This is a genomic window from Cruoricaptor ignavus, assembly GCF_900141665.1.
Taxonomy (GTDB): Bacteria; Bacteroidota; Bacteroidia; order Flavobacteriales; family Weeksellaceae; genus Cruoricaptor; species Cruoricaptor ignavus.
This window is the reverse complement of sequence record NZ_FQYI01000005.1, coordinates 147,989-171,637: the sequence shown is the minus strand read 5'-3', so window position 1 is coordinate 171,637 and position 23,649 is coordinate 147,989. Positions and strand designations below refer to the sequence as shown.

Sequence of the window (23,649 nt, the reverse complement as noted above, 5' to 3'; positions counted from 1 at the left end):
CTCTTATTCCGTTATCAGCTCTGCCGTCATCCCGGCACGGATGCCGCTGTTCTTGCCTGTCTTTACGGGTTTTACCTTGATCTGGAAGGTACGCATCTCTATCTGCCCGGCTTGGTTTCTTGGGATATAATTGGCATAGCCCAGCGCGGGCGCGAGCTCCGTAACTATGCCCTCGGTTCTCTCCGGGTTGGCTCCCGGGATGTACAGTTTTACCTTCTTCCCAAGTTGGAAGTTCTGCATCATATCCTGCCGGATGTTGAAATTTATGAAGTAAGAATCGTTGATGAGCACCGTCATCATCGGGTATCCGGCGTTCACCATCTCGCCTTGTTTGGATACCAGCGTGTTTATGGTACCGCTTACCGGGGACTTTATCTCCGCGTCTTCCTCCAGCTGGCGGATGAGCTTCTCGCTGTTGCGTGCCTGGTCGGCAAGCGCGTCGGACATTTCTCTTCTTTCCGCCGTGCTGCCCCTCTCCAGTCTTTCCCGGTTCAGCTTCGCGGTTTCGTATTCCTTCTGAGCGGCTTTGTAGCGGAAGTATACCAGGTCTCTTTCCTGCCCGGAGATCGCGCCTTCCTCATAAAGTTTTTGGAAGCGCTCGTAAGTTTTGTTCATCAGCTCCACCTGGTCCTCCGCTATGGACTGTAGATTTCTCGCCGCCGCTATGGCTTCCGGCTCCGCGCCGCGGTCCACCTTGCTTTGCCTGCTTTGCGCTATTACTACTGCGCTCTGCGCCTGCGCCCGCATGGTAGCCAGCTTGTCCGTCTCCATCTGCGCCACTATCTGCCCCGCCTTTACAGAATCGCCCACATTTACTGTGAGATGCTCAATTCTGCCCGGCAGGGAGGAGGAGATGTCTACAAACTCGCCTTCCACCATACCGGTGATTTTTATTACGCTGGCTTCCGCGGTCTCGCGCTTGTTCCGGATTAAAAATATCACAGCTACCGCGAGTATGATCAGCGGGATGAACACCGCCCAGTAATTTCTTAGGAATTTTTTCATAGTTTATGGAATATATTGGGTGATCTGCTCAGGATTTCCCTGAAGATAGAAATAAGTGGCAAGTGCCGTGTGGTAGGCTGCTACGCTGAGGTTATAAAGCTTCTCCGACTCCAGCTGAAGCCTCAGCGCATCATCCACATCCTTTACGGAGGAGAGGCCGTTCTCCATCCTCAGCCGTACCATCCTGGTGGTGGTTTCCGCCTGCTTGCGTGCCGCATCCAATGTCTGCGTCTGCGTCCTTAGGGACTGCAGCGTATTTACGGCGTTGCGCAGGGCGGTATCCACCGTCTCCTGTTTCTGGCGCACCAGCAGGTCGGTCTCTTCGGTTAAAGATTTGGCGGCTAAGTTTCTGGATTTTTTTTCATTGTCGAAAACCGTCCACTCTACCGCAATGCCCACCGACCACGGCGGCAGGATGATCGGCAGCCCCTCGCGGATGAACTGAACATTGCCCAGGGCAAACACATTGGGTTTGGATATTGCCCCCGTTACGCGCTCCAGCGTTCTTGCCTCCTCGCGCTTGCTTTCCAATAGGCGCACATCGGCGCTGGACTGCCCGCTATCTGCTGCCGGCCGAAAGTCCGGGAGCGTTTCGGGAAGCTCAGCTTCTACCGGTGCCCGCGCTTCTGCAGTATCGTTTATTAAAGTGCCGAGGCTGTTTTCCAAATTCTCCTTCTCCAGCTGATATCCCTGCAGCGAGGTTTCTGCCTGCTTCTCCACTATCTGCGCCCAGTCGGTCAGGTAGGGGGGGATCACTTCCGCGCGGGAGAGCCCGTTGGCATACTCCACATTCTTCCTGTGGGATTCCAGCAGCCTTTGCTGCACGGCAATCATGGAGTTGAAATACATTATCTGGATGTACTGCAGCGTGGCAGTGTAGGCGGCGAGGTCTTCGCTGTTTTCCAAGTTGATTCTCCCGGATTCCAGCTGCTGGCGGGAGAGCTCCTGGGAGGCGCGCAGCTTTCCGCCGAGGTAAATCGGCTGGCGTACGAGCACGCCTGCGAAGAAATAATCCTTCTTCCCGACCTCGGGGTTATTGTCCGGGTAGATGTCTCCAAGGATCTTCTGTGATATGCCGTAAATATGATTCTGGATGCCCTGCGGCAGCGGGTGGCCGAAGAGCGCGGTATTCAGCTCATTGGCGTGGGTGGTGAAGTTTTGCGGCACCTTGGTGAGCACATCGTTCCGGTACTCCTCCAGGTTCAGCCTTGCCTTTTCTCCGAAATGGTTATAAGTGCCTGCCAGGCTCACCTTCGGCAGATAGTTATTTTTTGAGGAATTGTAGAGCTGCTGGCGCGTCTCCAGCGACTGGCGCGCGATGGCTACGGTGGTGCTGTTTTCCTTTGCCCTGCTGATGACCTGCGCCAGCGTGAAATCCTGCGCGAAGAAAACCTGCGCGGAAAGGATGAGCGGTAAGGAAATAAGTGTACGCTTAAACATTGAGCAAAACTGCTTAAAAAAAATTGTCCGCTAAATTACGGAATTCCTGATTCTTCGTAATTGCCTGCGGAAAATAATGTAGCTGATTACAAGTGCCCCACTGTAAATCCCAAGCGGAATATAGGTTTCGAAAATAGCATTGCGGTAGTAATTGGTAAGCAGCGAGCTGCCAATATTGTACAGCCAAACCAGCGCAGGGAACAGAAAGAAACTGAGAACGCTCAGCAGCGGATTGCCCCGAACTTTTTCATTAAAATTAAAAAATATGGTGGTAGATAAAATGCTGAAAACCACGAAATACAGAAAATAGACCGCGGCGTAATAGAGGCTTCCGATCATTCCCCAGCCTTGCATCCCTGCATCATCAATTGAAAGGGAATAGAAAAATCCCCCAACAAAACCGAGAAACAGCAACGCTACCGCAAGCATCGGCACACGAAGCCAAGCCCAGATTACAGCGCTGTGGATTTGCTGGTTTTGCTCGTTCATCAGGGAATATGTAATGTGCTGAAATTAATTTTTGAAAATATATAAAGGCTTAAAAAAACTTTCCCTAAGCGACTTTTGCCTGATCTTTTTGGCTAAATGCCTTCGGTGTATACCACTCTGCCAAGCTGCAGCGCCAGGTATTCGTCGCCGTTCTCGAAGCCTTCAATCTCGGCTTCTCTGAATATGTTCGGGTAGTTGGCCTCGCCTTCTTCGAGGCTCATCGCAATCACTTCTCGCCCTTTTGAATAAATAATGAACTCATCGGGCAAGTCTTTATTGGCGTTAAATTTCGCCCCGGTATACTTCAGCTCAGCCAGCACCCTCGGAGAGTCGGCGTTGTAGCCACCCTGAAACAAAATGTGCGTTATAGGCTTGGTTGAATCGTATTGAAGATTTTTGTAATTGTTGATTTTTTTAAGGTAATAGTCCGTGAGATCACGAAACTCTACTGTCTTGCTGCCGTCTACAATTCTGCGCAGGTGCACCCGTGCTATCGGCAGGTAGAGAATGTTCTCTTTGCTCAGGTTCAATTCGTCGATTTTCTTTTTTAAGTTTTCTGAATAATTCATAAAGAATGTTTTTGTAAAGTTAACTTAAAATAATCTGCACTACCCATCGGTAAGGAATGTTCACCTGTATATGCTTGAAGACATATTCTTTTCTAATCTCTTAATCATAACCTCCTAAGCGTAATACTTAGCTTGATACTGATTGATCATTCGGGAATTAGGTTTTCTTCCTCAAAAAATTATTCCTCAAATATAAGCCTAACCCCGCAAATTTTAAAATTTCTTTGTAAAAGAGTCAAGGAAAAAGAGACAAGACACAAGAGCCAAGAACCAAGACACGAGAGCCAAGAGCTAACCGCCAGCAGCCAGCCGCTTACTGCCTAAAGCCTATAGCTGAGTGTCACCCTGAGCCTGTCGAAGGGCAAACCGCCATCAGCCAGCCGCTTACTGCCTATAGCCTAAAGCCTATAGCTGAGTGTCACCCTGAGCCTGTCGAAGGGCAAGCAAAAATCAGCGGGGAAATTTCCGCGTCCTCATCCGCACAGCCCTTGGAATGGCACCTACCCATACTAGAAGAAGGCACCTGGCTTCTCATCGCCGCCAGCCTGCAATACCACCGCCCGCAGAAGACCACCGCGGAAAACTTCACGGGATGCTACCTAGGGTGCCATTAGCCACGCCCGAAGCTTCGAGATGCCGCCTGATGCAAAGGCCGCTTGTAATCCTAATGAGCGGCTAAAAATATTAACGGTAAATTTGCCGCTGTGAATTTCAATCTTGAGGCAGGCTGCCGCCTCCTGCAATGGTATGCGGAAAATGCCCGCGATTTGCCCTGGCGCAGCACGGACGATCCTTATAAAATCTGGATATCGGAGATTATCCTGCAGCAGACCCGAGTGGAACAGGGCAGGCAGCACTACCTTAATTTCATAGAAAAATTCCCGACCGCGGAGTCTTTGGCAAATGCCGATACAGACGAGGTATTGCTTAGCTGGAAGGGGCTCGGCTACTACTCCCGCGCGATGAATCTGCACACTGCGGCGAAGCAGCTTGTGAATGATTTCGGAGGGAATTTCCCCGATAATTTTAATGAGATCCTGAAGCTGAAAGGGGTGGGAAGATACACCGCGGCGGCAATTGCCAGCATCGCCTTCGGTGAAGATATCCCCGCGGTGGATGGGAATTTCTACCGGGTGCTTTCAAGGTTTTTTGCTGATGATTTCGATGTTTCCAGGAGTGCCGCTCACGGCTACTTCTCGGAGCTTGCCAAAATGCTGATGCCGCCGGGGCTGGCGGGGGATTTTAATCAGGCGGTGATGGATCTGGGCTCGGGGATATGCCGCCCACGCAAGCCGCTGTGCAGGGAGTGCCCGCTGGAGGAGGGCTGCGCCGCGGCAGGTACCGGAACTGCCGAGCTTTACCCAAAAAAGACAAAAAAAGTGAGGAAGACAGAGCTCGCGCTCGGCTATGCCTTCGTGGAGTGGCGGGGATCGTTCCTCATCAGGCGGCGCGGCACGGACTTTATCTGGAAAAATCTTTATGAATTTCCGGCGGAGGTACCGGAGAGTTTCCAGAAATATTCAGAATCTTCTTTCCTTATCAATCATCAGCTTACCCACCGCAGCCTCCGCATTACGATTAATCATTACAAAATCCCTGATGAGCATCTTTTCCGGCGCTACGCAGCGCAGGGCGGCTTCCTCATCACAGATTTAGAAGGTTCCGCAAGGAAATCCTTCCCGCAGCCGCTGCAGAGATTCATAGGTGAAATTTTCAGTGGCTGACTTGGGTGCTTTTGCTTATTTTTGCAAAATGTTTAGGCAGATGTTGCTCACCGGCTTTCTGGTTTCTTTGTTTTCGTGCGGCAAGGCGCCCTTGCCAAAGCCCTCGGGGGAGCTCCGCCTGGAGTATCCGGCGGCGGCATATCAGGAGTTCCGCTCTCCCTGCGGTTTCAGTTTTCAGTATTCGGACTACGCGCGCGTGGTGCCCGGCAAGCAGCCCTGCTGGTATTACATACAGTATCCTACGATGAAGGCCAGGGTGTTCGTGACCTACTTCCCGGTGCGGGATGATCTGCAGCTGCACATAGCCGAGGCAGAGAAGATGGTGTACGGCCATACGGTGAAGGCCTCCGCGATAGAGACCAAATCCTTCGCCTATCCGGAAAAAAAAGTCTTCGGGAATTTCTATGAGCTAAAGGGGCAGACCGCCTCGAACATCCAGCTGTATGCCACGGACAGCGCGCGGCATTTCGTAACGGCGAGCCTCTATTTCAATACCCGGCCGAAACCGGATTCCCTCGCGCCAGCGGTGGAGTACATCAGGAAAGATTTAAAACATATGCTCGATACTTTTGAGTGGAAATAATAAACAAAAAGTAAAAAAAATGAAACTTTTGGTAGTAGGCTCGGTAGCCTTCGATGCGATAGAAACTCCCTTCGGGAAAACGGACAGGATCCTCGGCGGGGCGGCAAGCTACATTGCCCTTGCGGTATCAGTTTTAAAAGTGGATGCGGCGGTGGTGTCCGTGGTGGGCGGGGATTTCCCGCAGGAATATCTGGACCTGTTTAAAAACCGCGGCATCAATACCGACGGTATTGAGGTAAAACCAGAGGGGAAGTCCTTCTTCTGGAGCGGGAAGTATTACGATGACCTCAACTCCCGGGATACGCTGGCTACCGAGGTGAATGTTCTGGCGGATTTCCAGCCGAAAGTACCCGATGCCTACCGCGATGCCGAGATCCTTCTCCTCGGAAACCTCGACCCCGCTGTGCAGCTTTCCGTCCTCGACCAGATGAGCACCCGCCCGAGGCTGGTAATCCTGGATACTATGAATTTCTGGATGGATACGGCGATGGACACCCTGCAGCAGATGATCGCGCGCACGGATGTCATCAGCATTAACGATGAGGAGGCCCGCCAGCTGACCGGAGAGTACTCCCTGGTAAATGCCGCCAAGAAAATCCACGCGATGGGGCCGCATTTCGTGATCATCAAAAAAGGCGAGCACGGCGCGCTGCTCTTCAGCGAGGATAAAATATTCGCGGTGCCGGCACTGCCGATAGCCGAGGTATACGACCCTACGGGCGCCGGCGATACCTTCGCGGCAGGCTTTGCAGCCCACCTGGCGAGCACCGGGGATCTTAGTTTCGCAAATATGAAAACGGCACTCATCGCCGCATCTGCGATGGCGTCCTTCACGGTGGAGAAATTCGGGACGGAGCGCATCGCGGAAATCTCCGCCGAAGACCTGAAGGCGAGGATAGCCCAGTTTAAGGAACTTACGGGCTTCGAATCAGACTTTTACCTTTAAAAAACTAAAAACGCTCAGGCTTAGCTTAGCCTTAGCGAGGATTGTATTATTTTTGCAAAACCGAACATTCATGATGAGTAGCAGACTTTACATAAAAACCATCTTTATCTGCCTCCTGGCGGCAGTATTTTCCCCACTGAATGCACAGCTGCAGCCCGGTATGCTCGTAGACGGCATTGCTGCGGTAATCGGCGACGAGATTGTGCTGGAATCCGACATACAGGAGCAGATGCATTATGCCAGGCAGCAGGGCGGGCAGGTGCCGGGGCAGTGCGAGTTCCTGGAAAATATGATTAACAACAAACTGCTGATCTACGAGGCGAAGCGCGATACGCTGATTGAGAAGCGGACGGAGACCCTCCAGCAGATGGCGGAGCAGAAGTACCAGCAGATACTTGCCCAGTTCCCGGATGAGAAAACGATGCTGAACGCCTACAAATTCCGCACGGCGTATGAGATGAAAAATACCATCGAAAAAATAGATACGGACAACTACTACGGCCAGAGAAAAATAGAAAGGATTACAGAAAAAACCGATGTAACGCCCAACGAGGTTCAGGATTTTTACAATACCTATGCCCTGAATCTCCCTATGGCGAAGGACGAAATAGGCGTCTCACACATCTTTATGTACCCGGAGCTTACCGATGCGCACAAGCAGGAACTTATTGACAGGCTAAACAAAATAAAGGATGAGATAAACGGCGGTGCCAGCTTTGAATCTATGGCGAGGATTTATTCCGAGGATCCGGGCTCGGCATCGGGCGGCGGGCTCTATACCAGGGTGCCGAGAGGGAGGATGGTAAAGCCTTTTGAAGCTGCCGCGCTGAACCTTCAGGAGGGCGAAATTTCCGAACCTGTAGAGACGGAATACGGCTACCACCTGATACAGCTGGTGAAAAAGAGCGGCAAACTGTACGACGCCCGCCATATCCTGCTGAAAGCCGAGCCGAACGCAGCGGAGCTGGCGGCGGCTACGAAGAAGCTGGACAGCATCCGCACCCTGATTAAGGAAGGGAAAATGACCTTCAAGGAAGCTGCCTTCAAGTTTTCCGATGATAAGGGCACGAAGTTTAACGGAGGGGTGGTAACGGGCCACGACGGCAGCGATAAAATAGAGCGCGACACCCTGCCGTCCCTGGTGTCCTATCAGTTGGCAGGCCTTAAGCCAGGGGATATGACCGAGGTTTTCGAGGATACAGAGAACGACCGCAAAACAGTAAACATAATGATGCTGAATGCTGAAATCCCCGCGCACCGACTAGACCTGAAGACCGACTATGAGCGCATTAAAAATATGGCTCTGAATAAGAAGAAAAACGAAATCGTGGAGAGGTGGGTGAACGGCCGCCTGCCTGATGTCTTCATCTCCATAGACAAGCGCTACAGCGATTGCGGATTCCGCAGCGATCTTCGTACACATTCATTATCAAATTAACTGCAAATTCCGGGTAAAGCTATGTCAACATATGTGGTGGTAGGCCTTCAGTACGGGGATGAGGGGAAAGGAAAAATAACAGATGTGCTCTCAGCAAAGTCTGACTATGTAGTGAGGTTTCAGGGAGGCGATAATGCCGGCCATACGGTGTATGTGGGGGACGAGAAATTTGTGCTACACCTGCTGCCCTCCGGAGTGCTGCAGTGCAGGGGCAAGTGCATCATCGCCAACGGGGTGGTGGTAAACCCGCTGTCTTTCCTCAACGAAATAGAGCAGCTGGAAAGCCGCGGCATTAGTACGGACCACATTTTCATCTCCAAACGCGCGCATGTCATTATGCCGTACCATATTCTACTGGACAGATACCGCGAGGAGGAAAAGGGAGGCACAGAGATAGGTACCACGAAAAAAGGCATAGGCCCTTGCTATGAGGATAAGATTGCGAGGGTGGGCATCCGTATGGTGGATCTTTTGAATCCTGAAATCCTGAGAGAAAAAATTGAGAAAAACCTGAGGGTAAAAAACTCGGTATTCGAGAAATATTTCGAGCGGGATACCCTGGATACTGAAGAAATTTACACCCAGTTTGCCGAGATCGGTGAAAAACTGAAGCACCGGATCGTAGATACCGAGGTGGAGCTGAACGAGGCAATCCGCAGTGGCAAGAATGTCCTCTTCGAAGGCGCTCAGGCTCTGATGCTGGATATTGATTTCGGGACTTACCCGTTCGTCACTTCTTCCTCTCCTTCCACAGGGGGAGTTTGCGCGGGAGCCGGAGTTCCGCCGACTGCCCTACAGAATCTTATCGGCGTTTCTAAAGCCTATACCACCAGGGTGGGCAATGGCCCATTCCCCTCCGAACTGCACGATGAACTGGGCGAGAAAATCCGTAAGACAGGCAACGAGTTCGGGGCAACTACCGGGAGGCCGCGCAGAACCGGCTGGCTGGATCTGGTGGCGCTGAAGCACGCCTGTATGATAAACGGCATCAACCATCTTGTGATTACCAAAATAGATGTGCTCACGGGTATTTCGCCGATCAAGGCAGTGACCCACTACAAGACGGAAGACGGCAAGATGATAGACTACTTCACATCCTCTACAACAAAACTTTATAACTATACCCCTGTCTATCAGGAGCTTGAGGGCTGGACGGAAGATATCAGCAAAGCACGGAGCTACGAGGAACTTCCCGAAAATGCCAAGCAGTACATTGAGTTCATCGAAGATTATCTTGGGATCAGCGTATACCTTGTTTCCGTAGGGCCGGAGCGCAGCCAGAATATCATCAGGAAGGATCTTTTCTGAGGCAGGATATTTTAAGCAGAAGGCTTTAGGCAGCGTATAGCCTGATGGATTTTGCCTGCTGCATAAGGTTTTTTTTAACAAATATTTATATTTTAAAAAGCCTTTGCGGAACGATTTGTGCATCTCTGTTATCAAAAAAAGTTTATTATGATTAAGGTAATCAGATGTGCGCCGAAAAATGTGGCAGCATTCGAAGCTAAGGGCAAAGTAACCGCTAAAGATTTTGACAGAGTTTTTGACCATGTAGAAAAAGTGGTGAATAGAACTCACGAACTGAACTATCTCCTGAAACTGGATACGCATGTCCTCAATTTTTCCAAAGGTGCGTGGGTTCAGGATCTGCTGCTTGGCATCAGTAATCTTTCCCGTTGGAACCGCTGTGCCATCGTGACGGACGATATCTTTGTGGATAAGGCAACCCAGATGTTTAATATGCTCCCAATCGGGGAATTCCGCGTTTTTGAGAAAAAAGATTTTAAAGCCGCGAAAAAATGGGCATCCACCGGAATTGATGAAACCAAACCGGCGCGCGTTGCGGCTATTGCTGCCGGGCTGGGCGGTGCGTTTGCGCTGAACATCCTCCACGAGAGCCTCCGCAAAAATGCCGAGAATGTACCTGCCATTAACGAAGTAGCGGAAGAAGGACTTGATAGAATCCTCGACGGGGCTGGAATAAACTTGAACGAGAACGAACTCTATACAGCTGCGCTCGTTGGCGATGTGGTTTCCAACTCATTGTACTACGCGGCTACCGCTACGGGCAAGCTTGGGATTTTCTCCGGCATCCTCGGGGGTCTTGCAGCAGTATCGCTCCCAAAATATATCGGGCTGGATGACGAGCCGGTAGCTTCCACAAGGAAGAAAAGACTAATGACTGTAGCCTATTACACACTGGGCGCGGTGATTACAAAGGCTCTTTTCGACAGATTCAGGCACAAAGATTAAGGTTTTAAATTATTGATGAAACCGGATGGCTGCGGCTGTCCGGTTTTTTTGTGGATAAGTTTTTTATCCTGTAAAAGACTGGGAACCATCTGATTATTTTAAAGAGCGGTACTTCGGGAGCTCATCATCATTAAAAAAATCTTATTTTTGAAGTTTAAAAATTTCTATGGCGAAGATCATCGGTGTGGCAAACCAAAAGGGCGGCGTGGGTAAAACAACCACGGCGGTAAACCTTGCTGCGGCGCTGGGCGTGCTGGAGAAGAGCATACTGCTCATAGATGCCGACCCGCAGGCGAATGCAACCTCCGGCCTTGGCGTGGAGGAAGTGAGCCACTCTACCTACAACCTGCTGGAGCACAGCGTACCCGCTAAGGAATGCATCCTGAAAACCACCTCCCCGAATGTGGACATCATCCCGTCTCACATCGACTTGGTGGCGGCGGAAATAGAGCTGGTGGACAGGGAAAACCGCGAGTATATGATGCGGGAAGCCCTGGACAAGGTGCGCGACGAATATGATTTTATCATTATAGACTGCGCTCCAAGTTTAGGCTTGATCACGGTAAATGCCCTCACTGCCGCGGACTCCGTCATTATCCCGATCCAATGCGAATATTTTGCATTGGAAGGTCTCGGCAAACTTCTTAACACCATTAAAAATGTCCAGAAAATCCACAACCCGGAGCTAGACATCGAGGGGCTGCTGCTCACAATGTTCGACAGCCGCCTGCGCCTCTCCAATCAGGTGGTAGAGGAGGTGAATTCCCATTTTCCGGAGATGGTTTTCGAGACTATTATCAGCCGGAATGTGCGCCTGAGCGAGGCTCCGAGTTTTGGGGAAAGCATCCTGATGTACGATGCTGAGAGCAAGGGCGCCGTACAGTACATACAGCTGGCAGAGGAAGTACTGCTGAAAAATCAGGATAAAAATTTTAAACCGAAAAGACAGACCGTTTGAAAGATAAGAAAAGAGCAATGGGCCGGGGGCTGGGTGCCATCCTCAGCTCGGAATCCAAATTTTCCATAAACGCTGCCACAGATGAGGGCGCGGATGAGCTAGTGGGGAATATTATGGAGGTGGCGCTGGAAGATATTTACCCAAATGCTTCGCAGCCAAGGACTTACTTCGATGAGAAGGCGCTGAACGATTTGGCTCAGTCCATCAGAAGCCTGGGCGTGATTCAGCCCATCACCCTTCGGAAAGATGGCGACCGTTTTGAAATTATTTCCGGCGAGCGGAGGTTCCGCGCATCGAAAATTGCTGGGCTGAAAACGATACCTGCCTACATCCGTCTGGTGAACGACCGCGAGTTGCTGGAAATGGCACTTGTGGAAAACATCCAGCGTGAGGACCTGGATCCGATAGAAATCGCGCTTACCTACCAGCGGCTGCTGGATGAAATCGGGATGACGCAGGATAGCCTTAGCGGCAGAGTGGGGAAGGAGCGCTCCACAATTACCAACTCCATCCGCCTGCTGAAGCTGAGCCCGGAGATCCAGAATGCGATCCGCAGCGGCGAGATTTCTGCCGGCCACGGCAGAGCAATCCTCAGTCTGGAAGGCGAGGCGATGCAGCGGCAACTGTTCCAAAAAATCATTAGCGAAAAACTCAATGTTCGCCAGGCAGAGAGGGCGGCATCGCAGATGAAGAACCCGGCAGGCTACAGCCCGAAAAAGCAGTTGGAACTGCCGCACAGCTTCCGCAGGGCAGAAAAGAACCTGGGAGATATTTTGGAAGTGAAGGCAGAAATCCGAAGCAAAAACGGGAAGAAGGGTACCATCGTCCTTGAGTTTAAAGATGAGGATGAACTTCAAAAAATACTATCACACATCCGGTGAGGCTTCTGATTTTTTTGATATTTTTTTCGGGTATCGCTTACTCGCAGGTGCGCCCGAATGACAGCATCCGGGTGGACTACCGCCCGGCAGACTCGCTGCAGGCATTAAAAAAAACGGAGCAGGCTGAAGAGGAAATTCTGAGGGCGAATGCGAACACCGGGCCGCTGCGGCTGAATCCCACCCGCGCGGGGCTTTACTCGGCGGTACTCCCGGGGCTGGGACAGTTTTACAACAAAAAATATTGGAAAATACCGGTAGTGTGGGGCGCAGTGGGTGCCGGAGTGGGCATCGCGCTCTGGAACGATCACCAGTATCACCGCTACCGCAACGCATTCATTGCAGAGCTGAACGGGCAGAAGCACGAGTTCTCGGATATAAAAGGCGTGACGGCGGACACCCTCGGCAGAACCCAGGACCGGCAGAAGCGCAACCGCGATTATGCCATCGGGATCAGCGGCATCATTTACATTCTGAACATCGTGGATGCCGTGGTGGATGCCCACCTCTACGAGCAGAGGCACGACCCGGACCTTGCTCTGAAACCGGCATTTTTTTTCAACGAGACATCAATAAAAACTACAGCTGCCGGGCTTAGTTTAAACTATAAATTTTAAATTTAGCCAATGAAAATAGCACTGGTAGGCTACGGAAAAATGGGCAGGGCAATAGAGGAAATTGCCGTGGAAAGAGGGCACAGCGTCGTGGCAAAGCTGAACGAGACGCCTACTGCAGAAAGCCTGAAGATTGCAGATGTGGCGATAGAATTCACGCATCCGGATGCTGCGCCGGAAAATATTTCCGTTTGCCTGAAATCTAAAATACCCACGGTTTCCGGAACTACAGGCTGGCTTTTCCGGAAAAAGGAAATGGATGATTTGGCGATTGAAAACGGCACCGCTTTTCTTTACGCATCGAATTTCAGTCTGGGCGTAAACATCTTTTTTGAGGTCAATAAAAAACTTGCCGCACTGATGCGCAATTTCGATGAATACAGGCCGCAGCTTGAGGAAATCCATCATATCCATAAAAAGGATGCACCTTCTGGCACGGCGATTACAATTGCGGAAGGCATTATTGAAAATAATCCGAAATTTGACGGCTGGCAATTAGGCCAGACCAAGGATAATGCGCTGGGCATCTTTGCTTTGCGCGAAGACGAAGTGCCGGGAACGCATTCCGTTTTCTACCGCTCTGAAGTGGATGAAATCGAGCTGAAGCACACCGCCTACAGCAGAAAGGGTTTTGCGCTGGGCGCCGTAATCGCAGCGGAATGGCTGCACGGCAAAAGCGGTGTTTTTGGGATGAAGGATGTGCTGGGAATTGATTGAGAGATTTTGAGAAATAAATATTAAAAAATTAAAAACCATTTGCAATAAGCAAAAAGCTACTTAAAGCTTATCGCCTAAAGCCAACGCAATGAATTACTTTCTTACCTATACCGTTTATGTCCTGATTTTATCGTTATTGATGGGCATTTCCACTTGGAAACTTTTCAAAAAAATGGGCTACAATCCGCTGGTTGCGTTCGTCCCGTTTTACAATTATTTCATCATCTTGAAGGAAACTGAAAATCCGAAATGGTGGGTGGCTTTAGCCTACCTTCCCATCGTAGGGCCTATTATGATGACGGTGTTCCACATTTTGCTGATGAAGAAATTTGGCAAGCAACTTATTCAGCATCAGGTACTTACAGCCTTACTTCCGTTCATTTATATGGCAGTTGTAAACTACGGAAAAGATACCGAACTGGAAGACGAAACGGAATATTTCTACGCCAATACAACCGACGAACCGAAGGAAAAAAAGAAGGACACGCTGGTTGGCAGCCTTACTTTTGCCATCGTTTTTGCCACCATTATCCACCATTTCATAGCGCAGCCTTTCGGCATCCCCACAGGTTCTATGGAGCGCACAATGCTGGTGGGCGATTTTCTTTTCGTGAATAAAATGAACTACGGTTTGCGTTTGCCGATGCGCCCGCTATCCATCCCATTTTTGCAGGGAACGATAATGGATACAGGGCAGAAGGGCAACCCGAAAGACGACCCGAAATCTTATGTGGAAGCGGTGAAGCTGCCGTACTTCCGCTTTCCAGGCTGGGAGAAAGTAAAGCGGAACGACATCGTGGTTTTCAATTATCCCGAAGATTCCGTGCATACGGCTATTGACCGGAAGGACCCTTATGTAAAGCGTTGCGTGGCAGTAGGCGGCGATACTTTTGAAATGCGTGCTGGCAGAATGTACATCAACGGAAAACCTGAACGAAGGCTGGCGGATGCACAGGTGCAGCACGCTTATTTCGTGGAAACTTCCGAGCAGCTGGATATTGCGGCGCTTTACCAGGCCTACGGTTTTTTGCCTTTACAGGAAGGGCAGACTGAGAAGGGCTTCATCTACAGATTTCAGGGCTTGACGGATGAAATTGCCAAGGACATCAAAGCTTTGCCAGAAGTGCTTTCAATGCAGGAAGAGCTGGCGCCACAAGGTGAAGGCGTAATTTCATATTTCCCGATAAAGCGCCACGGTGAACTTGTGGGCGATGAATTTGGCAGGGCAATGTTTTCCAAAAAAATTGACAGCACGAACAGTATCTTCCCTTTCGGAAAGCCGTGGAACCCTGATTGGTATGGCCCGCTGAAAGTTCCGAAGAAAGGCGAGACGATTACTTTAACGCCGGAAAACATCGAGACTTACAGGCGCATCATCACGCAGTTTGAAGGCAATAAACTTGAAACGAAAAACGGACAGTTCTACATCAACGGAAAGCCTACGAACCAGTACAAAATTCAGCAGGAATATTATATGATGATTGGCGATAACCGCGATGCTTCGCTGGATGCACGCTTTTTCGGCTTCGTTCCGGAAACACACATCGTGGGCAAGCCGATGTTCACCTGGATGAGCGTGGAAGGCCTTTTCGCAGATGCTAATTCCACCTATCAGCCTGCTGGAAAACGCATCCGGTGGGACAGGATGTTCAAGGCGACCAACACTGGTGAAGCCCAGAAAACTTCGTATTGGTGGATTGCGGCGATTATTCTTATCCTGTTCTTCGGCTGGGAATATTTTGTAAAACTGTTTAAGAGAAAAAAGAAAGAAGATTAGTAGCAGAATTTTTTTCATTTAGTAAACTATTGAGTTTATGCGTATATTTGCGAAAGTTTTTAAACACAAATCATCTGTTATGAAAAAATTGATCTTTGCAATCGCCTTAGTATCGGTAGCTGCTTCTTGCAACAAACCGGCTGAAAACCAGAGCGCTTCAGAAATCAGCGAAACTGCGCCGCTGCCAAATGAAGCTACGGATGTAAATTCAAACCTGGATGCTAGCGGGAATGACCGCCAGACTGAAGGCGTGGATGTGAATGCTACCAATTCCGGCGGTATAACTAATGACTCTACAGTAGCCGCGCCTGCGCAGCCGGTAGACAACACGGGGGTATCAAGATAAGTAGCCCATCTTTAAAATGCAGGAAGCTCCATCAGGAGCTTCTTTTTTTCAATCTATATCAGTATTTTTCCGTAAGGTATCGGTAGGCTTTCAGGTATTTGTTCATACGCTTCAGGTCTTTTTCTGCTAAAGCCCGGTTTACCCGCCGCAAATCCATATTATCCTGAAGGTCACAGAGTTTTACCCGTACAGCAAGTTCTGACTGTAGAGTTCGGGAAAGAAAAGTATCATAATCTTCACCCTCTCGCTTGGTGAGGCAATCCAGTTCGTAAACATAGGCGCCGAAGCCTTCGGCAGTCAGTCGTTCAAAAGTCCAGTCAGGAGCGTCTTCCACTACATCGTGCAGCGCACCGATGATTTTCTCATCCAGCGTCCGGCAATAGTTTACCACTCGCATCACATGGCCAATATATGGCGCGCCGTACTTATCCGTTTGCCCGCGGTGTGCCTCGGTGGCAATGTTTATGGCTTTAAACAACAGTTCCTCTTTAGTCATCAGGGAAAAAATAGGGGACAAATTTAGCCTTTCAAGATTTTACTAATGTTAACAGGAAATTAATTTTCGCTAAAATGGATATCCAATTGCAATATTGAGTATCAGATTATCCTTTCTCCAGTCGGAGTTACCGAAATCAATTCTGCTGAAAGCCCAGCGCTCCCCATCAGGATAGTAGGGCACGCGCAGCGGCATGGCGAGATCGAGCCGCAGAACGAGGATATTAAAATCCAAGCGGAGACCGAAACCTGCTCCCACTGCGATTTCCTTTGCCCAATCTTTGCTGAATTTTGCCCCGGGCCTATTAACATCTTCATTCACAAGCCAGATATTCCCCGCATCTGCAAAGATGGCCGCATTCAGGAATTTGTAGAGATTTGCGCGGTATTCAAGGTTGGCCTCTAGTTTTATGTCCCCAGCCTGGTCTGCATAGAAACTTGACTGCAAAATATTCGGATCGTAGCTGCCCGGGCCTAAAGTTCTGGCACGAAAAGCTCGTATGCTGTTGCTGCCCCCCACGAAGAACTGCCTTGAAAAAGGGATGAACTCTGAGTTGCCGTACGGATAGGCGATGCCCGCATCCAACCTGGCGGCGATCTGGCTTTTCTCCCCCACGCGGTGGTATAGCCGTACATCGTGCTCCATCTTGGCATACTGGCTGAACGGTGTACCGAATATTTTTTTCTGCTTTCCTTCCTCAGCATTGGCACCAGAAATTAAACCGGATAAATTCCCCGCCAGGTCTGCCATACCTTTGTAATAGATAGTGGTTTTCTTCGGCAGCATCGTGTTGGTGTAGGTGTAGCTGTAAGTCGGTCCGTAGATGAGCTGCCGCTCCACCACGCGCCGCATATAAGGATTGCCCGCCGCTATGGAATCGAATTTTGGCGTTACTTTCTGCGGTGCCACCACGGTTACATCCAGCAGCTTCAGCTCGTGTTCTTTTCTGGCATTTTCCTTCCAGAGGTAGCCGAAACTTCCGCTGAAGTTATGAAGTGTGTAAAGCTGCGTGCGGTTCTGAAATTCATAGCCGATACTGGTGAAGGTTTTTGGCACATAGGCGCTGCTGCTCTTCACGCGGAACGGCACCAGAAGGCGCGGCACCGCCAGAGAAACATTGCCACCGACACGATAGATATTGTTGGCCTCCCTGTCCCGTTTGCCTCCAACCTGCACATCGAATGCGCCATACACGGCGGCTTTCAGGAGCTCGGCACCGCGGAAAGCATTTCTGTGAGTCCAGTTCACATTTATCTCGCTTCCCACATAGCTTGCGGAGTTGGTCTTCCCGGTAGCCTCTACGCGCAGCGACTGGAAAGCGCGCGGGGTAAGCAAGTAGTAGGCATCGAACTTACTGTTAGCTGAATCCGAAACTACAAACTGGTTTTTCACGAACTGGAATGTCCCCAGGCTGATGAGCCGGTTGAGACTCAGGTTATGATCGGCGCGGTTATAAATCTCGCCAGGTTCCACCATCAGGGCTCGTTCAAAGATTTTTGGCTTAAATTTATGATCCGGATCTACGATGTAAAATTTTTTGTAAAACTGCGTGGAGTCCGTAGTCATCGGTACACTAAGGTTATTCCTGGTGCGCCCCTGCAGGCTGTAGTCCGCAAAGACGATTACTTTATCAATGGTAAACTGTTGCTTGGAGATTTCCGGCGTATTTTCTTTCAGTTTCAGGTTCATATCCACCCGCGGCCTGCCGGTCACGGTACTGTCTGCCTGTATCACGAGATTGTCAGGATGGAAATAGTAGAAACCGTTTTCTTTCATATGTCCGTCAATGCGGTTGCGCTCCGCCTTTACCACATCCAGATCAAATGCATCGCCCTTTTTCAGCAGGCTTGTGTTTTCCATCTTTTTTATTTCGGTAGAAACCAGGCTGGAATCCTGCTGATAGGTTACTTCGTTGATGAGGTACTGAACGCCTGGCTTCACTTCATAAGTGACCTTCGCCATTCGGTTTTTCTCCTCGGTGTCATACTTTGCCCTCGCGTTGAAGTAGCCTTTGTTTTCGGAATAATTCCTCGCTATATCCCGGTTGAAATCCCTATCCACATCGCCCATAGTGATGGGCACTTCCCCAAGGCGGTACTTCAGCCAGTATTTAAAGCCTTTATCCTTCTTCGGCTCGGATACCATTCCGTAAATGGAAAGCCTTGGGTGCATCCCCAGAAAGGAGGAATTCGGTTTCGGGCGGAGTTTTTCCTGAATTCCGTCCCGAAGTTTATTCTTCTGGCGCTTGCTCATCGTGTCATTTATTATTTCCACCTTCGCGCCAGTGTAGAGTGTTTCGCCTTCTTTCAGGTAAGTTTGGGGTCCGCACGCGGTGGCAGCGGATAGAATTGCTGCAGCACCTGCAACCTGAAATATATATGTCTTGTTATTTACTTTCATCGAAATGGATTTCCCGGCTTAGTTCCCGGTTTTCTCTGTTTTTCTTTGATTTTTGAAATATATCCTTGAACTCATTATAATCCAGAGTAATGATGAAACTCAGGCCAGTCTCTACGATCTGCCCCTGCAGTGCCACCTGATATTCGTTTTTGCGGAAAGCGCGCAGCATATATCGTCCGTCGCGGGAGAGCTGATAATCGAGCGAAACATCCCCGGCGATGTTCGTAGTCTGCTCGTTTTGCCGTGCCTGTCCTTCCAGCGCAAAGTTGCTTCCCACCGTTACTTTCAGCCTGTCGTTCAGCAGTCGCTTGCTTACCCCAACATTCAGGTCTGTACGGGTATTTTTTTCACCCGTGGAGTAGTCTTCAGAAGATTCCAGGTCGAAGTTTAAATCTACACCTTGAATCAGGTCGCCCGCGAGATTGTTCAGCTGCTGGCTGAGGATTTTACTTACAGACTGCCTTGCCATCATCTCGGCGGACATTCCCGACTCACTGTCGAAAGGATTTTCACCGATAAATCTGTTCAGAAGGAGAAGGGCAAAAACCTGCTTGTTCATCTCCGATTCATCCGTGCGGAGTTCTTCCAGCCTTGCCTTGGTATTATCCACCACAGAGGAGGAAACGCTGTTATTCTCCTCATCCATCGTGATGTCAAATTTTATGACAGGCTCCATCAGCTCCCCAGTGAGCTTCAGTTCGGTGTTGAATGGTATTCTTTGTTTATACTGGTTCATCTCACTTCGGGACATTCCGGAAATTTGCTGCTCCACCAGATCATACGGAGGCGCCTCCGTTCTGTAGATGGCCGTGATGTCCAGTTGCGCGAGCATAGGATCGCCCGTCCAGATGATGGTAGACCCTTTTTGAATATCAAATTTCCTCCGGATGAGGCTTACGGACATCTCGTAGGCGCCTTCTTCCACATCGTAAGTTCCCACCAGCGTGGTTTTTCCGGATGGATCCACGCCCGCGGTGAGGTCGCCCTGTCCCTGCAGTTTCACGAAATCGCCGTTCGCCTTGTCAATAAGTAGGGATATTTTTGCCTCTCTTTTTATTTCGATATTTACATTTACATCCAGCCCGCGCAGCCTGCTTTCCTTCTCCGCCGGATCTTCACTTTGCCCAGTATCGGTAGCTGCCCAAAGCTCTTTTGGGATAAATTCCACGATGCCTTCTCTATCCTGCAGTTCCGGGCTGCTCTGCGGCAGCACGAAGGTATAGTCTGTTTTATCGGTGATGCTCAGCTTACCGTCCACTTTTGGCAAATCCAGATTGCCGCCTATCGTCAAATCTGCATTAATGATGAGCAGGCCGTACATCATTTTGTCATTATCCTTTTCAGAATCTACCGCACGGAATTCATCCGCACGGACTTTCAGATCAAAGGCAAAACTTTTGTAATCCGGAGTCAGTACATCACCATTGATAACCAGCGCGTTACCATCTTTATCATTAATTCTGAATCGGTTAAAATTAATGCCGGTATTTGTAAATCTTAGCTCATCGTTCAGGTTGCGAAGATTACTGCCGGTTTGCGCAATTTCCATCCCAACATCATTGAATTTAATGCTGCCCAAAATGCTCGGCTTTTCAGTGCTGCCCGTAATATCCAGCCTTCCGGAAAGGTAGCCTTCCGCATTTTTGATTTGGTTCTGCGTGAAGCCCTGCAGACTCTTCATTTGCAGCGCCTTCATATCCATCAGCAGATTGAATTGCGCAGCCGCCGTGTTGTATGTACCTGTGATGGAAACATCGTTGTCGTAGCCAGTCAGCCGTATGTCTGCATTCAGCATTTCAGCGCTGCTGTTCGAAATTTTCGCCTGTACATTGCCCACCGGATTTTCGTACGCCGCCAAGTCTGTGATGTTCAGGTCTGCATTCAGGTTCAGGTTTTTACCCATCAAATCACGAATCTGCGCCGTTCCGTTGATTGTTCCGGAAGCCGGAAGTTCATCTTTGCGAAGAAGTTCCGCAATGTCGTCAATTTTAAAGTTCACGATTTCCACATTCAGCGGGCTCGTAAAACTTTGATTTTCAGATTGTAAGACAATTCTGCTGTCGTTTTTCGTTAAGACAAATTGGTCTGCAATGATGCCCTTTTTCCCGATGCTGATTTTGTTGCCGTCAGCTACCTGCCATTTTGAGTAATTTAGCACTAAATTTCCGTCCAGCGAAACTTCCGTGATTTCGCCTAAACTTCTGAGGTTTCCAGCCGCCAAAAATCTCGTTTCATCTTTCTCGTCCTTCGCCGCAAGATTGTAGGTGATGGTATTTTCCTGCACATCACCATCGATGCTCACCTTGTTCAGCGCCAAATTTTCGTTATGCAGTTCCTCGGCATTCAGGCTGTAGAGTAGGGCAGGGCCTTCGTTGCGAACGCTGAGTGCCGCATTTTCAATATGGTTTTCGCCGTACTGCAACTGTGGAATTTTAGCATTGATCGCTAATGATTTCCTGTCTGCTGCAAAATTTCCGTCCAGCGCAATGGTTTCAAAGGATTTAAGCTCTGGCACGAATTTCCGGATTAAATCATCATCCTTGATTTTTGCCGAGAAATCGAAATATTGTCCCGGCGAAATCTTCTTCTTCGGCGCAGAAATCTGGTAATATTCATTCACGGTCTGCATCAGTGCATCGCCAATTTCCGTGAGTTTATACCTTCCTTCCAGATCCACATCGGCAATTTGCGAAGTGAGTTGCAGGCTGTTTTTTTCATTGTTGGAAACCGCCGTCAAACGAATTTCTTGCAAAGGATACACGCCGTTTTTATCCGTAATCTGCAGCTGATCAATGAGCAGGCCACCATTCAGAAAATCAGGGTTAATGTTCGTGAAATCCGCTGAAAGTGAGCCTTTTAGCGCCAGGGCTTCCTTGTAAAAACCAAGTTTGTAAAGGTCCACATTTTTCAGGTCGCCCTGCATTTTTATCGTAGGATTATTGTCGCGCAGCATTCCGCTTGCCACAAGTTTCAGGTTGGCATTCGCATCTTTTGAATCCAGGTTCAGGCGGTAATTGCCGTGGTTCAGTTTCCCATCCAGCCGAACATTTTGATAACGGTAGCCGTTGAAATCAAACGCTGAAAGATTGCCGGAAATTTGCGCCGTACCTTTCATCACATCAAAGTTTTGGCCTTTTGCAATCACTTTTCCGCTCACCAATCCCAGCTGATTGTTTTGGATGATTTTCCCGATGTTCAGCCTGTCAAGCTCTGCGGCTACATCGTAAAGTTCCGCACCTTTTCTGCGTAAATCTGCCCGTGCATTTATCTTCGCATTTCCAGCGGTAGAATTCAGGCTGAGATTTGCCGCCAGGTTATTGGCAAAACCTTTCGCCGTTCCGCGAATTGTAAACGCCGCCGGAAGACTGATGTTCTGCGGAATCGTGCCCTTCGGAACCAGCTTGTAAATCGTTTTCCCCTCGCTCGAAAGCTCTCGGATGTTCAGGTCGAAAAACAGGTTGTCCGGGTTGCTCACCGCATTCTGGATTTTTCCGGAAGCCAGCACCACGGTTTTGTCAATCCCTGTCAATCTAAAACGGTTAATCTGCAAATCATCCAGCCTGCCGAAAATCCCGGTATCCAGATTCATCACAGCATTTGGGTAGGTGTTGAACGGCGCGGTTTTCTGCAAACTTGGCACCAGATTCAAAATATCCGAAAATGCAATTTTTGAATTGCGGATGTTCGCCGCAACCTTCACATTTCCAGGGTTTTGGCTGAGTTCCTGGATGGAATTGTAATCCAAGATAATTTCATCGCGCAGCAAGGTTTTCGGCGTTTGCAGCAGCAGAGATTTTAGGTACGCCTGCTTTTCGGCATACAGAAAATCAGTATGCAGCTTTTGAATGTTCAACCCGCTTTTTTCCTGAATTTCCGCAGAATTTATCGTGCCTGCAAACTGACCTTCGTTCATTTTGAAATTCCATAATTCCAGGTTTAACTTGCTGACATCCAAATGATTAGGGTCTAAACCTGCCTGCCTTCCAACAGCCGTATTGTTGTAGCGCAGCTTCACATCTTGCAGCTTTCCTTTGCCTAAAACTAAGGTCATCGGGTTACCGCGGTCGTTTTTCGCTTCAGGGTCGGCGCTTCCGTTGGTTGGCGGTGTGTAGAGGTTCAAATCGATATTGGCACCGGAAAGCAAAAGGTGCGGAATTTCATAATCGTTGCGCTCAATATCGATTTTCTTAACCTTCGTATTCAGCTCTCTGAACAAGATTTTGGAATTCATCCGTGAATTTTCATCCTGAAAATCAATATCGAAATTCGTGAACTTTATCCCGGCCAAATCCAGCCTCATCGGTTTTTTCTCACGAAGGGAATCCACCTTTTCATCGGCTTTTTCCGCCACTTCTTCCAGCAAATCCTGCTTCAGCCGAAATTTCAGCCCATCCATCACAATATCGCCGATCGCATAGGTATTCTGGTCAATGTCGAACTTCTTCACCCTTGTATCGAAGTAGCGGAAGCGCACATTCATATCGTTTCTCGCCTGTTCATCGCGGAAACTTACGCCTATATCCTGCAGCTTAATTTTGTCGAGCGAGAGAATGAACGGCTTGCTTTCGGAGCTTTTCTCTTCCTTGTTGGTAAAGGCATCCACGAAATAATCGAAGTTGAAACTACCATCTTCTCGGCGCACAACATTGGCACGGATTTTTTCCAGATCAATGGAAGTCAGCTTCGCTTCGTTCCGCAGCAGCGCAGGAATATCCAGCCCTACATCGAATTTTTTGGCGAATAGCAGCGTATCCACATCCTGGCCCTGCAGGTACAGGTTTTCCATCACCAGGCTGTTGGGGAATTTTATGGCTAGCCTTTCCAGCTCAACATTCGTTTTTACCTTTTCTTCTAGGTAATTAACGAGTTTATTTTTAAGCGCATTCTGAACGCCAGGCATCTGCACCGCACCAATCAGGATGAAGACCAGCGCCAGAACGCTGAGCAGGATGATGGCCAAAACGCGAAGTATCTTTAAAAGGCGTGCCTTCAAAACTGTGAATTTCCGCAAAGATA

General features: G+C 49.3%; 20 protein-coding genes. 13 read left to right on the top strand and 7 right to left on the bottom strand.

Going from position 1 to position 23,649, the window contains the following annotated elements:
- Positions 1-3: 3 nt before the first annotated feature.
- The 4 genes from BUB43_RS06790 to BUB43_RS06775 all read right to left on the bottom strand — a co-directional run bounded on the left by BUB43_RS06790 (position 4) and on the right by BUB43_RS06775 (position 3,503).
- The gene (locus BUB43_RS06790; protein WP_073179529.1) at positions 4-1,005 is read right to left on the bottom strand and encodes an HlyD family secretion protein; all 1,002 of its coding nucleotides are present in this window, start codon (positions 1,003-1,005) and stop codon (positions 4-6) included.
- A 3-nt stretch (positions 1,006-1,008) separates the two neighbouring features.
- Positions 1,009-2,445: a TolC family protein gene (locus tag BUB43_RS06785; RefSeq protein ID WP_073179527.1), complete on the bottom strand. Its 1,437-nt coding sequence runs from the start codon at positions 2,443-2,445 to the stop codon at positions 1,009-1,011.
- A gap of 30 nt (positions 2,446-2,475) precedes the next feature.
- A complete protein-coding gene (locus BUB43_RS06780) occupies positions 2,476-2,934 on the bottom strand; it encodes a hypothetical protein (protein ID WP_073179525.1) in 459 nt (152 codons plus the stop codon).
- Positions 2,935-3,026: 92 nt separating this feature from the next.
- Positions 3,027-3,503: a hypothetical protein gene (locus tag BUB43_RS06775; protein ID WP_073179523.1), complete on the bottom strand. Its 477-nt coding sequence runs from the start codon at positions 3,501-3,503 to the stop codon at positions 3,027-3,029.
- A 493-nt stretch (positions 3,504-3,996) separates the two neighbouring features.
- Here BUB43_RS06775 and BUB43_RS11105 point away from each other — a divergent pair, with 493 nt between their 5' ends.
- From BUB43_RS11105 to BUB43_RS06715, 13 genes are all read left to right on the top strand, one after another.
- Positions 3,997-4,182: a hypothetical protein gene (locus BUB43_RS11105; RefSeq protein ID WP_143154056.1), complete on the top strand. Its 186-nt coding sequence runs from the start codon at positions 3,997-3,999 to the stop codon at positions 4,180-4,182.
- A 25-nt stretch (positions 4,183-4,207) separates the two neighbouring features.
- Positions 4,208-5,227, top strand: a complete 1,020-nt coding sequence (gene mutY, locus BUB43_RS06770; protein WP_073179521.1) for an A/G-specific adenine glycosylase — start codon at positions 4,208-4,210, stop codon at positions 5,225-5,227.
- 28 nt (positions 5,228-5,255) lie between these two features.
- Positions 5,256-5,810, top strand: a complete 555-nt coding sequence (gldD, locus tag BUB43_RS06765; RefSeq protein ID WP_073179519.1) for a gliding motility lipoprotein GldD — start codon at positions 5,256-5,258, stop codon at positions 5,808-5,810.
- Positions 5,811-5,829: 19 nt separating this feature from the next.
- Positions 5,830-6,756 (top strand): PfkB family carbohydrate kinase, encoded by a 927-nt coding sequence (locus BUB43_RS06760; RefSeq protein ID WP_073179518.1) that lies wholly within the window; start codon positions 5,830-5,832, stop codon positions 6,754-6,756.
- A gap of 73 nt (positions 6,757-6,829) precedes the next feature.
- Positions 6,830-8,194 (top strand): peptidylprolyl isomerase, encoded by a 1,365-nt coding sequence (locus BUB43_RS06755; protein WP_143154059.1) that lies wholly within the window; start codon positions 6,830-6,832, stop codon positions 8,192-8,194.
- A gap of 21 nt (positions 8,195-8,215) precedes the next feature.
- Positions 8,216-9,502, top strand: coding sequence for an adenylosuccinate synthase (locus BUB43_RS06750; protein WP_073179514.1), 1,287 nt, complete (start codon positions 8,216-8,218; stop codon positions 9,500-9,502).
- A 147-nt stretch (positions 9,503-9,649) separates the two neighbouring features.
- Positions 9,650-10,447, top strand: coding sequence for a SpoIIAA family protein (locus tag BUB43_RS06745; protein ID WP_073179512.1), 798 nt, complete (start codon positions 9,650-9,652; stop codon positions 10,445-10,447).
- Between the two features lie 166 nt (positions 10,448-10,613).
- The gene (locus BUB43_RS06740) at positions 10,614-11,405 is read left to right on the top strand and encodes a ParA family protein (RefSeq protein WP_073179511.1); all 792 of its coding nucleotides are present in this window, start codon (positions 10,614-10,616) and stop codon (positions 11,403-11,405) included.
- On the top strand, positions 11,402-12,286 hold the full coding sequence (locus tag BUB43_RS06735; RefSeq protein ID WP_083541186.1) for a ParB/RepB/Spo0J family partition protein: 885 nt from the start codon (positions 11,402-11,404) through the stop codon (positions 12,284-12,286). Before BUB43_RS06740 ends, BUB43_RS06735 begins: the two co-directional genes overlap by 4 nt.
- A 32-nt stretch (positions 12,287-12,318) precedes the next feature.
- A complete protein-coding gene (locus BUB43_RS06730; RefSeq protein WP_395858372.1) occupies positions 12,319-12,900 on the top strand; it encodes a DUF5683 domain-containing protein in 582 nt (193 codons plus the stop codon).
- A gap of 9 nt (positions 12,901-12,909) precedes the next feature.
- Positions 12,910-13,614 carry a 4-hydroxy-tetrahydrodipicolinate reductase gene (dapB, locus tag BUB43_RS06725; protein WP_073179507.1) on the top strand — a complete coding sequence of 235 codons (705 nt, stop codon included), beginning with the start codon at positions 12,910-12,912 and terminating at the stop codon, positions 13,612-13,614.
- Between the two features lie 88 nt (positions 13,615-13,702).
- Positions 13,703-15,391, top strand: a complete 1,689-nt coding sequence (gene lepB, locus BUB43_RS06720; protein WP_073179505.1) for a signal peptidase I — start codon at positions 13,703-13,705, stop codon at positions 15,389-15,391.
- 79 nt (positions 15,392-15,470) lie between these two features.
- Entirely contained in the window at positions 15,471-15,737 is a 267-nt protein-coding gene (locus tag BUB43_RS06715; RefSeq protein WP_073179503.1) for a hypothetical protein, read from the top strand.
- Between the two features lie 58 nt (positions 15,738-15,795).
- Here BUB43_RS06715 and BUB43_RS06710 read toward each other — a convergent pair whose 3' ends face one another.
- The 3 genes from BUB43_RS06710 to BUB43_RS06700 all read right to left on the bottom strand — a co-directional run bounded on the left by BUB43_RS06710 (position 15,796) and on the right by BUB43_RS06700 (position 23,644).
- Positions 15,796-16,233 carry an HD domain-containing protein gene (locus BUB43_RS06710; protein WP_073179501.1) on the bottom strand — a complete coding sequence of 146 codons (438 nt, stop codon included), beginning with the start codon at positions 16,231-16,233 and terminating at the stop codon, positions 15,796-15,798.
- Between the two features lie 69 nt (positions 16,234-16,302).
- The gene (gene tamL / locus BUB43_RS06705; protein WP_073179499.1) at positions 16,303-18,633 is read right to left on the bottom strand and encodes a translocation and assembly module lipoprotein TamL; all 2,331 of its coding nucleotides are present in this window, start codon (positions 18,631-18,633) and stop codon (positions 16,303-16,305) included.
- Entirely contained in the window at positions 18,620-23,644 is a 5,025-nt protein-coding gene (locus tag BUB43_RS06700; protein WP_317615160.1) for a translocation/assembly module TamB domain-containing protein, read from the bottom strand. The genes tamL and BUB43_RS06700 overlap by 14 nt, the downstream gene beginning before the upstream one ends.
- Positions 23,645-23,649 lie beyond the last annotated feature (5 nt).

Excerpts from the sequence above, each read along its gene's own strand:
- BUB43_RS06790 (WP_073179529.1), bottom strand. The coding sequence starts at position 1,005 with ATGAAAAAATTCCTAAGAAATTACTGGGCGGTGTTCATCCCGCTGATC.
- BUB43_RS06785 (WP_073179527.1), bottom strand. The coding sequence starts at position 2,445 with ATGTTTAAGCGTACACTTATTTCCTTACCGCTCATCCTTTCCGCGCAG.
- BUB43_RS06780 (WP_073179525.1), bottom strand. The coding sequence starts at position 2,934 with ATGAACGAGCAAAACCAGCAAATCCACAGCGCTGTAATCTGGGCTTGG.
- BUB43_RS06775 (WP_073179523.1), bottom strand. The coding sequence starts at position 3,503 with ATGAATTATTCAGAAAACTTAAAAAAGAAAATCGACGAATTGAACCTG.
- BUB43_RS11105 (WP_143154056.1), top strand. The coding sequence starts at position 3,997 with ATGGCACCTACCCATACTAGAAGAAGGCACCTGGCTTCTCATCGCCGC.
- gldD (WP_073179519.1), top strand. The coding sequence starts at position 5,256 with ATGTTTAGGCAGATGTTGCTCACCGGCTTTCTGGTTTCTTTGTTTTCG.
- BUB43_RS06760 (WP_073179518.1), top strand. The coding sequence starts at position 5,830 with ATGAAACTTTTGGTAGTAGGCTCGGTAGCCTTCGATGCGATAGAAACT.
- BUB43_RS06755 (WP_143154059.1), top strand. The coding sequence starts at position 6,830 with ATGAGTAGCAGACTTTACATAAAAACCATCTTTATCTGCCTCCTGGCG.
- BUB43_RS06750 (WP_073179514.1), top strand. The coding sequence starts at position 8,216 with ATGTCAACATATGTGGTGGTAGGCCTTCAGTACGGGGATGAGGGGAAA.
- BUB43_RS06745 (WP_073179512.1), top strand. The coding sequence starts at position 9,650 with ATGATTAAGGTAATCAGATGTGCGCCGAAAAATGTGGCAGCATTCGAA.
- BUB43_RS06740 (WP_073179511.1), top strand. The coding sequence starts at position 10,614 with ATGGCGAAGATCATCGGTGTGGCAAACCAAAAGGGCGGCGTGGGTAAA.
- dapB (WP_073179507.1), top strand. The coding sequence starts at position 12,910 with ATGAAAATAGCACTGGTAGGCTACGGAAAAATGGGCAGGGCAATAGAG.
- lepB (WP_073179505.1), top strand. The coding sequence starts at position 13,703 with ATGAATTACTTTCTTACCTATACCGTTTATGTCCTGATTTTATCGTTA.
- BUB43_RS06715 (WP_073179503.1), top strand. The coding sequence starts at position 15,471 with ATGAAAAAATTGATCTTTGCAATCGCCTTAGTATCGGTAGCTGCTTCT.
- BUB43_RS06710 (WP_073179501.1), bottom strand. The coding sequence starts at position 16,233 with ATGACTAAAGAGGAACTGTTGTTTAAAGCCATAAACATTGCCACCGAG.
- tamL (WP_073179499.1), bottom strand. The coding sequence starts at position 18,633 with ATGAAAGTAAATAACAAGACATATATATTTCAGGTTGCAGGTGCTGCA.